The 15,942-nt window shown below is 38.3% G+C and carries 7 protein-coding genes; all 7 read left to right on the forward strand.

What is annotated here, in order from left to right:
• Position 1 precedes the first annotated feature (1 nt).
• The 7 genes from bcsA (at position 2) to hppD (ending at position 15,832) form a co-directional block, all read left to right on the forward strand.
• A complete protein-coding gene (gene bcsA / locus JG479_RS11695) occupies positions 2-2,671 on the forward strand; it encodes a UDP-forming cellulose synthase catalytic subunit (protein WP_200219370.1) in 2,670 nt (889 codons plus the stop codon).
• The gene (bcsB, locus tag JG479_RS11700) at positions 2,664-4,910 is read left to right on the forward strand and encodes a cellulose biosynthesis cyclic di-GMP-binding regulatory protein BcsB (protein ID WP_200219371.1); all 2,247 of its coding nucleotides are present in this window, start codon (positions 2,664-2,666) and stop codon (positions 4,908-4,910) included. The genes bcsA and bcsB overlap by 8 nt, the downstream gene beginning before the upstream one ends.
• Entirely contained in the window at positions 4,910-6,040 is a 1,131-nt protein-coding gene (bcsZ, locus tag JG479_RS11705; RefSeq protein WP_200219372.1) for a cellulose synthase complex periplasmic endoglucanase BcsZ, read from the forward strand. The genes bcsB and bcsZ overlap by 1 nt, the downstream gene beginning before the upstream one ends.
• Entirely contained in the window at positions 6,031-9,849 is a 3,819-nt protein-coding gene (locus JG479_RS11710; RefSeq protein WP_200219373.1) for a cellulose synthase subunit BcsC-related outer membrane protein, read from the forward strand. The genes bcsZ and JG479_RS11710 overlap by 10 nt, the downstream gene beginning before the upstream one ends.
• A gap of 247 nt (positions 9,850-10,096) precedes the next feature.
• Positions 10,097-11,590 (forward strand): peptide MFS transporter, encoded by a 1,494-nt coding sequence (locus JG479_RS11715; protein WP_024598453.1) that lies wholly within the window; start codon positions 10,097-10,099, stop codon positions 11,588-11,590.
• 147 nt (positions 11,591-11,737) lie between these two features.
• Positions 11,738-14,467 carry a metallophosphoesterase gene (locus JG479_RS11720; protein ID WP_200219374.1) on the forward strand — a complete coding sequence of 910 codons (2,730 nt, stop codon included), beginning with the start codon at positions 11,738-11,740 and terminating at the stop codon, positions 14,465-14,467.
• Between the two features lie 318 nt (positions 14,468-14,785).
• Complete coding sequence (gene hppD, locus JG479_RS11725) at positions 14,786-15,832, forward strand: 4-hydroxyphenylpyruvate dioxygenase (RefSeq protein WP_002958202.1); 1,047 nt, start codon at positions 14,786-14,788, stop codon at positions 15,830-15,832.
• The last annotated feature ends 110 nt before the right edge of the window (positions 15,833-15,942 follow it).

The following is a 15,942-nucleotide window of genomic DNA, read 5'->3' on the forward strand; positions in this document are numbered from 1 at the left end:
AATGAGCATTACATTATTTTATCAGCGCCCTATTCACAGCACTTTATACTTGCTGCTGAGCATTTTATTTACTGATAAGTTAGTCCGGTACATTTTATTCAAGTTTCATAGCTACTTTAATCAACATAAAGTAAATGTTATTGAAGCTTTTATAATGCCTTTTATTACGCTTTTAAGCTCACTGTTTATAAATATTAAAAAGCACAAAATCAGCTTTGAATATACCCTTTATGACTACTACCCTCATTTAAGGTTGCCTTACCGAACCTACATTTACTCAAATATATTACGCTTTATTATACAAAGTGTTTTTTTAGTGTTTTTTAAAAACCAGCTTAAATCTAGTTCTGTAAAAGAAGATGCTGTTAATTATTTTTATGACGGCGTTAGCTACCTTTTAAGGCAATTACGTTGGTTTGATTTAAAGCTAGGTAGATTGTTAAAGCGCCTACTATCAAAAAACAAAAAAGGCCCTAAAAAAAGTGCGTTTAAAACCATGGCGGATGCGCGTGTATGGCAAAATAAACTAGTCAAATACGTCATTCTCGCGTTTATTCTATTTTTATTAGCAATATTTATTACAATTCCTTTTAGCTTGGAAGCTCAAGCCGTTTTTATAAGCTTTATTTTACTAGTTGCGTATGCGCTTAAACGAGTAAAAGGCCAAATGGCAACCATTGTCATGATTACTCTGTCAGTAACTACGTCTTCTCGTTACTTGTGGTGGCGTTACACTGAAACTTTAAATTGGGATGATCCACTTGCACTTGCACTAGGTGGTGGCTTATTACTTGCTGAAACGTATGCCTGGCTTGTACTGATTTTAGGTTTTTTCCAAACAATTAACCCGCTTGAGCGAAAACCAGTGCCTTTACCGAAAAACACTGACTTATGGCCAACAGTAGATGTATATATTCCAACTTATAATGAGCCGTTAAGCGTTGTAAGGCCCACTACTCTGGCTGCTCTAAGCATCGATTGGCCTGTGGATAAATTAAATGTTTATATATTAGATGATGGTAAGCGCCCAGAGTTTAAGGAATTTGCAGAGGAAATTGGAGTGGGCTATTTAGCTCGTTCGGATAACAATCATGCTAAAGCCGGCAATATGAATAGCGCTATGCGTTATACCGATGGCGAATATATCGCAATTTTTGATTGTGACCACGTTCCTGCTCGCTCGTTCTTACAAATGACGATGGGGCAGTTTTTAAAAGACAGTAAAGTATGCTTGGTGCAAACACCGCATCACTTTTTCTCTGCAGATCCGTTTGAGCGAAACCTTAACAACCATAGTCAAATTCCTAACGAAAACATGTTGTTTTATGGGCTTATTCAAGACGGTAACGACATGTGGGATGCGACCTTCTTTTGTGGCTCTTGCGCCGTATTAAAACGAGCTGCGCTTGATGATATTGGCGGTTTTGCGTTTGAAACAGTAACGGAGGATGCTCACACAGCACTTCGTATGCAGCGCGCTGGTTATAAAACTGCTTATATAAATATTCCACAGGCAGCAGGTCTTGCAACCGATAGCCTGTCAGCACATATAGGTCAACGCATTCGCTGGGCGCGTGGTATGGCGCAGATATTTAGGCTTGATAACCCATTAATGGGTAAGGGTTTAAGCATTCCTCAACGATTATGCTACATAAACGCAATGCTGCACTTTTTATCGGGTATTCCTCGTATTGTATTTTTAACAGCCCCTTTAGCGCTAATATATTTTAATGCGTACATAATTTATGCCCCATTTTTAGCTATTTTTATTTATGTAGTGCCGACATTAATTCAAATCAAAGCGACTAACTCACGTATTCAAGGTAAATACCGTTACTCCTTTTGGGGTGAAGTGTATGAGTCAGTACTTGCTTGGTACATATTAAAACCAACCACCGTTGCTTTATTTAATCCTAATAAGGGTAAGTTTAACGTAACCGAAAAAGGCGGTTTAAATGATGAAGAGCATTACGACTGGGGTATTTCTAAACCGTATCTAATTCTGTTACTTATTAATTTACTCGGTATATTAGTGGGTCTATTACGTCTATTTTTAGGTGACCCAAGCCAGATTGGCGTACTTATAATAAGTATGGGTTGGGCTTTTTATAATATTATAATTTTAGGTGCTGCCGTTGCTGTTGCAGCTGAAGCTCGTCAAGTGAGGCACTCGCATCGTATAAAGGCAAACTTTCCTGCCGGCGTTCGTTTAGCGAATGGTCATACTTTGAAAGTAAAAATAACGGATTATTCAGATAACGGCGTGGGCATAGAGACAGATCACGCGCATTTATGTCGTGTTAACGATAAAATTGAATTGTTAATGAGTCGTGGTAATAAGCAATTTTCGTTTACAACGTATGTATGTAATACCCGCAAAAAACAAATTGGCCTTACACTTAAAGACTTATCTCTCGAAAAACAGAGAGCTTTTATACAATGTACCTTCTCAAGAGCAGATGCTTGGCTAGATTGGCAAAATAACTTTAGACATGACCGTCCATCGTATAGCTTCAAAGAAGTACAAAAAACCAGTTTACGGGGCTTTAGTAATTTATTATTTCATGCTCCAAGAGCGTTACAACCAGTTATTAAGTTAATGACTAATATTGTCATTTACATAAATTCATTTACTCCAAAAAAACCGATAGTGCATAATAATTATGATTAAAAAGTTACTTAATACATTTCTAACATTGTTACTTATTAGTAGCGCATATAAAGTGCTCGCTATCGAGCCTATGCACGACAAAACCCTGTTTGTAAATGGCTACCCTGAGAGTGCCCAGGTTTCTAGTTTACGCCTTAGCTTTGAAAAATTAGGATTCAATGACTATAAACTCGACGGCGTGAATAATAATTCTCGTGTCGATTTCACAAATAGAATTGATAAATTAAGCACTAATTTAAAGCTTAACTTTTCGTACACTAACTCACCTTCATTGCTGGCTAATGTATCGCACTTAAAAGTTTATTTTAACGATAACTTAGTAACAGTATTACCTATTAATGAACAGCTAAGTGTTGTAAAAAATACGGTAAGTCATAGCCTTGACCTAAATGCTAAATACATTCAAGACTACAACCAAATTCGCTTTGAACTAGTTGGTTACTATGATTTACGATGCCAAGATTACTTTAGCCGCTCAATTTGGACTGAAATAAACAAATCAAGCCACATAACGCTTGATCAAAAACAGTTAGCAATTGATAGCCGCCTTGAATATTTACCAGAACCATTTTTTGATGCTAAAGATTACAACAAATTAAACTTACCTTTTGTATTTGCAAGCACACCTAATACACAAGCTATAGAAGCGGCAGCCACTTTATCTAGTTGGTTTGGCGCACAAGCAGACTGGCGTGGCGCTAACTTTCCAGTAGTTTTAAATAAAGCACCAGAGCAGCACAGTGTGGTGTTTATTACTAATGACTCAAAACCTGATTTTTTAAAAGATTATCCAGATGTTGAAAAGCCAACCGTCGAGCTAATTTCAAGCCCTATTCACAGATACAATAAAATGCTGCTAATTTTGGGGCGTGACGAAAAAGACTTAAAAACAGCGGTTACTGGTCTTGTGTTTGGTCATAAGATTATGACTGGCCGAAGTGCAAGTATCGAAGCAATTAACAAACTCCCACTGCGTAAAGCTTATGATGCGCCAAGATGGCTTAGAAACGATCGTCCCGTGCACTTTGACGAGCTTATTGACTATCCAACTCAGTTACAGGCTGAGGGTCTTAACAATGGTCCTATAAAACTAAATGTTCGTTTTGCACCTGATTTATTTACTTGGCGTGAAAAAGGCATTCCTATTACTTTGCAATACCGTAATACGCCAGAGAGCGAAACCTTAAATTCACGTTTAAACATGTTAATAAACCAAGAGTTTATAAGTGGTTTTTTACTTGATAAAAAAGACACATCGTTAACTACCGCAAAAACCTTGCTGCCTTTAATCGCTAATACAGACACAACGCAAAGCGCTGAAGACTTTTCATTAGATGGTATTAATCTTGCCAGCCGAAATGAGTTAAATTTTGACTTTAGATTTGCAGTACTTAAAAAAGGCGAGTGTGCCATTGCTCCACCTGGTGGCGAATACGGCGTAATTGATGGGAACTCCAACATTGATGTAAGTGGGTTTGACCATTACATAGCTTTGCCTGATTTAAATGTATTTGCAAACAGCGGATTCCCATTTACAAAATACGCAGACTTACAACAAACTTTAGTATTGATAGATGAAGTTCCATCACCTAAAGCGCTATCTGTATTGTTTAATTTAACAGGCCACTTTGGTGCTATCACAGGTTACCCCGCTCATAGAATAAGCGTTGCTCACTTAAATGAAGATGCCAACTTAGATGATAAAGACATCTTAGTAATCGCCAAACCTAATAGCATTGCTAACAACTTAGATGAAGATGCGCAAACTAATATCTTGCTTGATAACAATCAGCGCGCTATTAAACAAGCTATATACAATGGTGCTTACGATGAGCAAACAACAGATAAAGTTCAAGTAAGTATAAAAAGTAGTGGTGATATGGCCGTTATTACAGGCTTTCAATCACCGTTTGATTCAGAGCGATCAATAGTATCGCTCAGTGCAACATCACAAAAAGCCTTTACTCTACTAGATGATGCGTTAATGAGTTCACAAGCGCTTGCGCAAATTAAAGGCAGTGCTGCGGTCATAAACTCTCAAGGCATTAAAACAATTAAAACTGATGAGCAATATTTTGTTGGTCACATTCCTGTACATACCCTAATTTGGTTCCATTTATCGGATCACCCATTTGTACTGGCACTGTTGTCTATTTTAACACTACTGCTGATCTCATTTATTATATGGCGATTACTGCAAGCATTAACATACAAGCGCTTAGCTGAAGGAGATAAGTAATGAAGTCACTCATTAATGTATTTTTTACCGTGATTGCATTATTTACCTTTAATGCCAGTGCACAAATAGAACAATGCCAACCATGGGATGCATGGCAAACGTTTAAAAGTAACTTTATAAGCCAAGATGGTCGCGTTATTGATTTGGGGAGTGAGCAAAAAGTCACAACCTCTGAAGGCCAATCTTATGCCTTATTTTTTGCTGTTGTAGCAAATGACAAAGCAATGTTTGACTTAGTGCTTGATTGGACGCAAGAACATTTATCAGAAGGTGATTTAAGCACTCGTTTACCGGCATGGCAATGGGGTGTTAATAATCAAAATGTTGGCGGAATTTTAGATTCAAACCCTGCGTCTGATTCAGACTTATGGATAGCATACAGCTTATCGCAAGCTGCTATTCTTTGGGATGAGCGCCGCTACAGCATATTAGCAGCTGTACTTGCACAGCGAATAATGCGTGAAGAAACCGCTTATATCTCGGGCCTAGGTTTATCATTACTACCCGCTCCTACAGGTTTTGAATTTGATAATGAACGTTTTAAGTTAAACCCGAGCTACTCACCATTATTTATTTACCAGCAGTTTAAAAAGCTCTACCCACACTCGCCTTGGCATCAATTACACGAAGGCTCAGCAAAGCTAATTTTAGATACAGCAAAGCAAGGTGTTAGCCCTGACTGGGTAATGTTTGATGCGAATAACGGCTTTTACTACGATAAAAAAACGAGCGACTTGGGCAGTTATAACGCCATCAGAGTATATTTATGGGCAAGCATGATGGCAGACGACGCGCCTTATAAACAAGAGCTGTTAGCGCAATTCAACCCTTTTATAGAAACAATTAATAAACGTGGTTACGTGCCTTTAAATACCTTTGCTAAATCTGGAAAATCTGAAAAAAGAGGCCCTTTGGGCTTTAATTCAGCTTTATTACCTTTACTGTCGACTAATAGCGATAATTCTACGGTAATGGCGATTCAGCAAAAACTAATGATTGATAAATCATTTACCCAGACTCGTTATTACGACAGCGTGCTTAACTTGTTTGGTACAAGTGCTTTAAATAAGCGTTTTTCAATTACAGCAGATGGGACGCTACAACCGGTATGGAGCACTGAATGCCGTTAAGGTTTGCCCTCGCTTGCACATTAGCACTTAGCTCTGGATTAAGCGCTAACACAGTCAACGATATTGATACGCAATCTGTTGATTGGTTACTAAGCCAAATAGGTATTGGTGAAGCACAGCAAAATAAAAAACTAGTTGAAGATAGCTTACGAAAGCTAGTCGCCATTGCCCCTGCCCGAATAGAAACGCAGTGCGCAGTAGCGCGTTATGATTTTGCCAATGGCGAATCAGTGAAAGCCAACCAGTTATTAAGCAAAATAGATAACGGGCTTACCAAACAGGCTCCGTGCGTTGAAAAGCTAAAAGTCCTTTCTCGTATTGAGGGCAAAGATAAGTCTTTAATTCATGAAGCTAGGCTACTTTCTCGAGCTGGACGTTATGAACAAGCCCGTGAAATATACAATAAAATATTTAAAAACACCTACCCTACACTTAATTACGAGCTTGAGCATTTAAGCTGGTATGGACAAGACAGCGACCAATGGGAAAGTGTTAAAAAAGGTTATGAAAAGTTATTAAAAAGCTATTCTAATATCGCTCAAGTAGAAATACCTTATGCTCGCCATTTACTGAGGAAAAACCCAGCAAATAATAAAGCTATAGATATTTTAAGTAATTACGGTACTAGCCCTTCTTTTATTAATGAAGTTGAGTTTATTTGGCTTGCAGCTCTTAAGAGTATGGATCTTACTCAAAATACAGTTGAGCAATACCAACGTTACTTCTCTGTGTATCCATTTAGTAGTAAAGGTAAGTTACAATACGAAGATTTCCAACGAGATTTTAAAGTAAGACAAGCATTACTTGCCGATCCCGCGTATCAGCTTTGGCTCAAAGGCGATCGTTTACTTAATAATAAAAAATTAAAAGAAGCTGAGCCCCTACTATTAAATGCTTTAAAAGGGCGGCCAACCGATAAAGAAATTATGCGCAGCTTAGGGTATTTGTATTTAGCGAAAAGCGACTACAAAAAATCATATTACTATTTTTTTACCGCGCAAAAATATACACCTAACTTTGATGAGCGTGAAGGACTTAAAGAACTCGCGACAGTTGCGAAGTTTTGGCTGTATATGTCTGAAATGGAAGATGCTATAGAGCAATCTGATTTTAAAACAGCACAATTAAAACTAAATCTAGCTGAGCAATTAAATCATGACCAAGAAGCTTTTCTTTATAACAAAGGCCTATTATTAGTAGCTCAAGGAAATTACACACAAGCAGCTACCGCCTATCAAGCAGCCCTAAAAACCAATCCTTTGTATGAAAATGCCTTACTTGGCTTATTAAATATCGCGCAACTAGATCAAAACCAAAAATCAATTCGCAACTTTTATAATTCATTAAACGCAAAGCAACGAGATTTAATCTACCCCTCATATGCACTAGCTACCAGTAATACTCTAAGGGATAAAGCAAGCCAGTATACTAATGGTGGAGAGCTAGAAAAAGCAGAAGAATTACTTAAGCAAGCTATTGAGCTTTCACCTGAACAACCTTGGTTATATTACGATTTAGCTTTTATATACCAACAAAAAGGCCTGACTCAACAAGCACGTGATTTGTTTAATAATGTATTGTGGCAGTTCCCGCTAAACCCCCAAATTAGATATAGCCATGCTTTATTTTTGCGCTCTATAAATGATTATGAAGGAGCTTTGGATACACTTAAATATATTCCTTTTAAAAATCGAGATACCGATATTATTGCTTTAGAGCAGCAATTGTTGCTTAACGAGTCTCTTACACAAAGCCAGCAATATCTTGATTTAAAAAACAAATCTGTCGCCATCTACCATTTAAGTAACTTAGAAGCGAGAGAGCTAACACCTGAAATGCAAGCTGAGCTTTCTAATAGTTGGTACAAAATTGATGAAAAACGACATGCTCTTAAATTGCTTTCAAGTGCCCTTTCATCTGACTCATCTTTGTCGCCTTATTGGCACCTTTTACAAGGCCAGTGGATACTAGAGCAAGATAACCAAGTTGAAATAAAACGCTGGTTTGAGGATTACGTGTTACCAGAGAGCGCTTCTGAAAACGAAACGGCTCAATATGTGCAGTTACAAAATAACTACCTAAACCAGTTTTATACAGGCAGTGACTTAATTGCTAAGCTCAATCAGCTTGATCAAAAATATAAAGATATTCCAGCAACAACAACTGCCCTTATTAATGCAAACTTAGCGCTAGAACAATATGAAGCAGCCGTTATCTTATATCAGCGAAAAGTACAAAGTAGTCAAACTATTGAACCTCAAGCGCTTCTCGCTATTGCTAATGCATACATAGAACTTGGAGACGACTTTCAAGCAAAAGAAGTTACGCAAAAAGCGATAGCGCAAACCACATCGCAAGAGGGTTATTTACAACGCCAAATCATGTCATCTCTTAATGAGTTTAATTACTCAGGGGATGCACTTTATTTAGCTAAGCAACTTATTGAAAAGTCACCAAACGATCAAGAGTTACGCTATTTAGGTGCTCAAGTAGCCAGTAAGTTTAATGAAACCGAACAAGCACAATCTTGGTACGCACAAACCCTGTCACCTAATCGTACTTTAAACGAAAAAGAGCTTTACGGAGCGCTTTTAAAAATAGATGAAAACGATCAATGGTATGTAAACGGTGCTAAACGTGAGCTAATAAACGAGCAAAACAAAAACCAAGCATACATTGCCATAGGTGTTAACTTTAGTGGACAAACAAGCACCGAAAGTGAAGCAACACTTGGTGCGGGCTTAGTACCGATTGAAGCTTACTTTCCACTTTGGCAAGGCCAAGGTTTTATTAAAGTAGACCCGACTACTATTAGCGCACAAACAACTCGCTTTGATGAGCAGTTCGCTGGTAGTCGCTACGGACAAGGTGCTTTATGTATTTTCACTTGTTCTGTCGATGAAGTGACACCAGAGGAAAGTGGTGTAGATATAGGTATTGGTTGGCAAAACGAAAACTGGCGTGTAGATGTAGGCACTACCCCACTTGGTTTTTTAATTGAAGACTTTGTGTGGGGTGTAAATTACGCAGACAGTTTTGGCGACTTTGGATACAGCCTAGAACTTGAAAAGCGCCCAGTTACAAATTCAGTGCTTTCTTATGCAGGCTTAAAAGATGTAAATACAGGTGAAGTTTGGGGGGGCGTACGCTCTACAGGCCTAACAGCTAATGTATCACACGACTTAGGCGGAAAATGGGGTTTTTGGTCAAGCGCCGACTTTACCCTCTATAAAGGCCAAAATGTAAAAGACAACCAACGCTATCGTATGATGGGTGGTACTTATTACCGTGTAATAAGCAATCAAAAGCGTGAATTTATCGTAGGCGCTAGCTTATTACATTGGGTATACAAGTATAATTTAAGTGAAGAAACATGGGGCCATGGTGGTTATTACAGCCCGCAAAACTATGTAGGTCTATCCGTGCCACTCACTTATGACGCACGTTGGGGTGATGATTTTGTTTATAGATTAAAGACCGGTGTTTCGTACTCGCAAACAAAAACTCAATCTATTGATTTCTTCCCTAACGATAGCGATTTGCAAATAGCTGCGTATGATAGAGAATCAATAACAGGTGTTGACCCTGTATTTGAAGGTGAAACAAGTTCTGGGGTTTCATATAATCTTGAAGGTAGTTTTGAGTATAGAATAACGCCGAATTGGTTTTTTGGTGGCTACTTAGCCATCGATCGTTCTGACTTTTACGAACCAAACTTTGGTCAACTTTACATACGTTACTATTTTAACCCTGTTTATGGAACGCTTGAGTTCCCAGGTACCCCTATTGTTCCTTATGCTGAGTTCTAACTTGGCATAAGGTGATACACCGCGCAATACTTCCCCTAGCACTAAGGTATATGTATACTTGTGCCCAATTGTAACTAGGATAAGGGTGTGTCTCTTACCTTCTGGTGTTACTACCATATAGCAAATCATTATCTTAGCTACAAATAATAAACTGATGGTCGAGCATTTTAGTATGACTAAATACTAAGATAGCTAAAGCAAAAAATTATAAGGCCATTACAACAATTCTTAAAGTTAGGAAGTAAATATGAGTTCAGCTCCAGATAGTGGTTGGTTTGGCCACCCTAAAGGACTTTCGACATTGTTCTTCACTGAAATGTGGGAACGAATGAGTTATTACGGTATGCGAGCTATGCTCGTATTATTCATGACAGCAAGCTTACAAGAAGAAGGCCTTGCCTTTACTGTTGCATCAGCTGCTGCAATCTATGGTTTGTACACAGGCGCAGTATACTTTTTAGGCTTACCAGGTGGGTGGCTAGCTGATAGATTGTTTGGTGGTCAAAAAGCAGTTTGGTATGGCGGCATAATTATTATGATTGGCCATATTATTTTGGCTATTCCACATGATTATTCTTTCTTCGTTGGCTTAATATTTGTAGCAACAGGTACTGGTTTACTAAAACCAAATATCAGTGCAATGGTAGGCCAATTATATAGCGATGCTGATGAGCGTCGTGATGGCGGTTACGCTATTTATTACATGGGTATTAACATGGGTTCTTTAATAGGTTACTACGTATGTGGTTACTTTATGGAGAACGTAGGCTGGCACTGGGCATTTGGTGCGGCAGCTGTCGGTATGGCCATTGGTTTAGTGCAGTACAAACTCACACTTAATAACTTACCAAAGCACAGTGCTTTACCGGCTAATCCATTAGGCTCTAAAGGTACTTCACGTGCATGGGGCGGTATTGCTGCATTTGTAATTGCAGCTGCTGCAGTTACTACGGCTGCAATGACCGGCGCTATTGTTATTAATCCAACTGTAGTTGCAGGTTACACAGCCATTGTATTTACTATTATCTTTTTTGTTTATTTTGGAGTTATTTACTTTACAGGTAATTTAACAGATGCCGAAAAACAAAGAATGTGGGCACTATTTTTAGTATGTATTGCATCTGCATGTTTTTGGTCTGGCTTTGAACAAGCTGGTTCATCATTAAACTTATTTGCTCGCGACTATACTGACCGTCTTATTGGTACTTTTGAAATCCCTACAACGTGGTTTCAATCATTAAACTCACTGTTTATTATTGCTTTATCGCCATTTTTTGCAGCGCTTTGGATTAACTTATCTAAAAGCTTAGTATCACCTAGCTACAGCGTTAAATGTGCAATTGGCTTAATTATCATGGCATCAGGCTTTTTAGTTATGTTTATGGCGGCTCATTACGCAGCTGAAGGCTTAAAAGTTGCGCCTTACTGGCTTGTTACTACGTACTTTTTACATACAGTGGGTGAGCTTTGTTTAAGCCCTGTAGCATTAAGTGCTGTAAGTAAGTTATCGCCTAAACGTTACACTGGCCAAATGATGGGTGTGTTTGTATTAACTTACTCAATCGGTAACATCATCGCAGGTTTACTTGCTGGTAATTTCGATCCGAATAATGTTGATGAAATTCCTAACTTATACTTACAAATTGCATTATTTAGCATTGGTGTTGGTGTTGTTTTAGTACTAATGACTTTTAAAGCTAAAGTATGGGAAAAACAAGGTTTAGAAGAGAAAGTCTCTTAATTATTGTTTATTTCAAATGTAGCAATATAACCTAAGACAATTCCTCCATAGCTTCTATGGGGGAATTTTTTATTCAACTTTGCCCTGCCCCCGTTAACTGATATTATATCCTGATTGGTTATTGAATAGACTCAGGGACATCCGTAGATGCAATCGTTAACGATATCACGTGTTATTATATTTATATTTCTTAGCTTTATTCTAACTGCCTGTGGTAGCGGTGATGAAGTGACGGTTAATCCAAACGATCCTGTTGAGCCTGAACCTAGCAAATTAACGCTATCAAGCGCTAATGGTTTAGACGCTACTTTAGACGAAGGCAATTTTATATTTAATGCACCTTCCAGTGCTATTTCTAGTGATGTAGAGCTTACCTACGAGAAAACATTATTAGATGAGACGAATATACAACAAAATATAATTTCTGATTTACATGCGCTTACGCCCTCCACGCTTACTCTTGAAAAACCTATTACCATCACAATAAAAATCCCTGATGACTATGCATTAGGCGGACAACTGTTTATCGCAAAACTATCGGGCGCTAATTGGGATACTGTTACAAATTCAATAGTTTTAGATGGATTTGTTAGCGCTCAAGTAACAACACTGGGCACATATGCAATACAAATGCAGCGCAATGAAGCTTTTGCAAATATCGGCCCAACTTGTGACGCTAATGCAACAGAGCAGTCGGTAAGGTTTGTTCACGTTGCCGATTTACATGCTCGCTTTGGCTATGAAGAGCAATATTTCAGCCGGATAAAAGCCTACTACAACCAAGTAGCAAGCCAAACTCCGCACACCTTATTTACAAACGGTGGTGACGACTATGAAAAAGGCACCGTTGCTGAGCAATTATCACAAGGTACCGCGACAGAAGAAGCTATAAAAGCAATGCAGTTTGACCTGCGAGTCGTTGGAAATCATGATTATGCTTGGGGCCCTGAAAAATTACTAAGTTATTCCCAAGACGAGAATGCAATCGTACTTGCTAGTAATACTCGTTATGAAGCAGAGCAACTACAAGACTTTGCAGGCGTAGGATTTGCAAAAGTACAAGTAGGATGTATTACACTTGGTGTGTTTGGCATGACCTCAGTGCCATGGAATGAGCTAGATGAACCTATTCAAGATGATCCGATCCCTGATTTTATTAAACAATTTAAAATGAGCTGGCAATGGCAACAAATCGCACAAAGCATCGTAAACCAATACAGTGATGATGTAGATTACATGATTATGTTGAGCCATTTAGGTGTAGGCCAAGATACTGATATGGCAACAAACGTACCCGGTATAGACTTAGTACTTGGCGGCCATACACACGGTGGGGAAAGCTACACAACCCTTGATAACGGCGCTATTGTTTTACAACCGGACTTTTACGCTAAGGGTATTACTGACTTAACGCTTAATTTTAATTTAGCTGATAAATCATCCCCAGTTGTTGATTACAAAACGATTGAAACCGATACAATTGATGAGCGCGATGAGACAACTAAACTAGCTATAGATGAGATAATGGGGCGTTATGCTCCCGATGCAGAAACGGAAATCGCTATTTCTGAAAACTATCCAACTGATGCGCAGCTAGCCGAAATCACCGCCTTAGCCGCAAAACATTCAAGCACAATTAACGCAGCATTACTTAACCCTGAACTAGTACAAAAGCGCTGGACACCCGGCACACTGACTCAAGAAGACTTCCATAAAGCTTTTTACGTAGAAAGGCAGCCATCAAATACGCCAGGGTTTAACTCTATATATAAAGTAACAGTATCGGGAAGCGACTTAACAACGATGTTTGCAAGTCAACCAGATTGGTTTTTACTTAAACCTGAAGATATACAACCCACTAATAATTACGAAGTTGCACTATTTAAAGGAGCAGCTTTGAATCCTGATTTATTTTTTAATAGTGTTACATTCTCAAACGTAGAACCAATAGCTGAAGCTTGGTGGCTACTTGATAAATATGCACGTGCTAGAACAAGTCAGTGCCTTCACCTTGACACTGACACCGAACTTTATTCATGCAACAACTTAGCAAATGTAACCATATGGAATTTTGACGATACTAACAACCCGTTAGCAGCTGATTTTGGACCTTCGGTACTTAGCTACTTTGATCCAGATGAAACAAATTGGGGCACTGCAGAGACACAATATAGCACCACTACTCAATTAAATATTGATGATTTAAGTGATGGTCCTTCAGGTGTTATGGCGTTTTCTCGCCACGCTCCAACAGAAGGCTTACTTATTGATTTAAACACACCTGCAAATGGTGACTTTGCAAATGAAGAAATGGTGTCTGACTACACCTTGGTAATGGATTTATACTGGCCCGCAGAAGGTAAAGATATTTACCGTGCAATTATGCAAGCCAATACAACTGATTATCTTAATGATGATGCCGATATGTTTATTGACCCAAGCGGCGGCTATGGACAAGCAACTAGCGATAGCGGCTATTTTGGCAATACACAACCTGACTCTTGGCATCGTATAGCTTTTGTATTTTATACAGCACCAACCAATGGGGTGTTTGAAGTCTATATAGATGGAGAACTTGCTGGCGTAAAAGAGGATGGCGAAATCGATAGTCGCTGGGCACTCAATCAATCTGTATTGCTTTTTACAGATAACAATTACGAAACAGTACCAGGGTACTTAAACTCGCTGCTTTATGCAGGACGTGCTATGACCAGAGATGAAATTAAAAGTATGGGCGGCGCACAACAAAAGCTGTCTTTTGAGCAACCGACGCGAGTGCTAAATCAAACCATTGAACGCCATTACCAAGCAGCTCCAGCAATTAAAACTAACGTGTGGATAGAACAACGGAACAAGTTCTTTGGTAACGGCTCTTAAAGTGTAAACAATTACATACAAAAAGGCTTTTACTTATTAATTATAAAAGGAGGTTTAGCGCAGGTTAAACCTCCTTTTTAGTATTTAAATACAACAACTTAAAAACAAGTACCCCCACTTGAATTTATACCATATAACTTCATTTTACTTAACTGTATTACAAACACGTAACTTTATAATAACCGTCCTATAAAATTTACACATGCACTACATACTAATTAGCGCCCTCCTCTTCCCCAAATTAAAAATCTGGTTGATTATCTACTGCAATATGACAACAACACATAATCGCAGTGCTTAATTGCGGGAGTAATAATAATGAGTGAAGTAAATAACTATTTAGGTTTAGTCGGTATTGAATTTACCGAGTACGCAACACCTGATGCTGATTATATGGATAAAGTATTTACTGATTTTGGCTTCTCTAAGCTTAAAAAATTCAAAGGTAAAGACATTGTTTATTACAACCAAAACGATATTCACTTTTTACTGAATAACGAGCGTGAAGGTTTTTCTGCAGAATTTGCTAAAAGCCATGGTCCTGCTATTTGTTCAATGGGTTGGCGTGTTGAGAATGCGCAAAAAGCATTTGAAACAGCTGTAGAACGTGGTGCAAAACCAGCGACAGACTCAACGCATAAAAATATGCCTTACCCTGCAATCTATGGTATTGGCGACAGCCTAATTTACTTTATTGAACAATTTGGCGACAAAGGCACTATCTACGAAAGTGATTTTGAAGACTTAGAAACGCAAAATGTTGTAGAAGATAAAGGCTTTATCCGAATCGATCATTTAACCAATAACGTTTATAAAGGCACCATGGAAAAATGGGCTAACTTTTATAAAGACGTATTTGGTTTTACTGAAGTACGCTACTTTGACATTAAAGGTCAAAAAACAGCGCTTATTTCGTATGCACTTAAATCGCCATGCGGCACCTTCTCTATTCCAATAAACGAAGGTAAAGGTAACGATAACAACCAAATTGATGAATACCTTGGTGAGTACAACGGCCCAGGCGTTCAACATTTAGCGTTTTTAACAGATGACTTAGTAAGCTCTCTTGATAAGCTTGATAAATCAACAATTGCCACTTTAGATATTATCCCAGAGTACTACGATACTATTTTTGACCGTGTACCTTGGGTTGCTGAAGATAAAGAAAAAATTCGTGAGCATCAGATACTCGTAGATAGCCAAAGTGAAAATTGTTATTTATTACAAATTTTCTCTAAAAACTTATTTGGTCCAATCTTTATAGAAATGATCCAACGCGTTGATGATGGTGGCTTTGGTGAAGGTAACTTCCAAGCATTATTTGAATCAATCGAACGTGACCAAGAGCGTCGCGGCGTTTTATAAAATATTTGAGTAAATTAAAAGCAGCGAACTTCGCTGCTTTTTGTCGTTTTAATATTTAAAAAGTATGGCGCCAAGTACAAGTATGATTAAATAAACTATACCTTGTCGCC

The sequence above is a fragment of the Pseudoalteromonas sp. LC2018020214 genome (assembly GCF_016598755.1).
GTDB classification, from domain to species: domain Bacteria; phylum Pseudomonadota; class Gammaproteobacteria; order Enterobacterales; family Alteromonadaceae; genus Pseudoalteromonas; species Pseudoalteromonas distincta.

What these genes read in the sequence shown, in the direction of transcription:
- bcsA (WP_200219370.1), top strand. Translation starts at nt 2, where the DNA reads ATGAGCATTACATTATTTTATCAGCGCCCTATTCACAGCACTTTATAC.
- bcsB (WP_200219371.1), top strand. Translation starts at nt 2,664, where the DNA reads ATGATTAAAAAGTTACTTAATACATTTCTAACATTGTTACTTATTAGT.
- bcsZ (WP_200219372.1), top strand. Translation starts at nt 4,910, where the DNA reads ATGAAGTCACTCATTAATGTATTTTTTACCGTGATTGCATTATTTACC.
- JG479_RS11710 (WP_200219373.1), top strand. Translation starts at nt 6,031, where the DNA reads ATGCCGTTAAGGTTTGCCCTCGCTTGCACATTAGCACTTAGCTCTGGA.
- JG479_RS11715 (WP_024598453.1), top strand. Translation starts at nt 10,097, where the DNA reads ATGAGTTCAGCTCCAGATAGTGGTTGGTTTGGCCACCCTAAAGGACTT.
- JG479_RS11720 (WP_200219374.1), top strand. Translation starts at nt 11,738, where the DNA reads ATGCAATCGTTAACGATATCACGTGTTATTATATTTATATTTCTTAGC.
- hppD (WP_002958202.1), top strand. Translation starts at nt 14,786, where the DNA reads ATGAGTGAAGTAAATAACTATTTAGGTTTAGTCGGTATTGAATTTACC.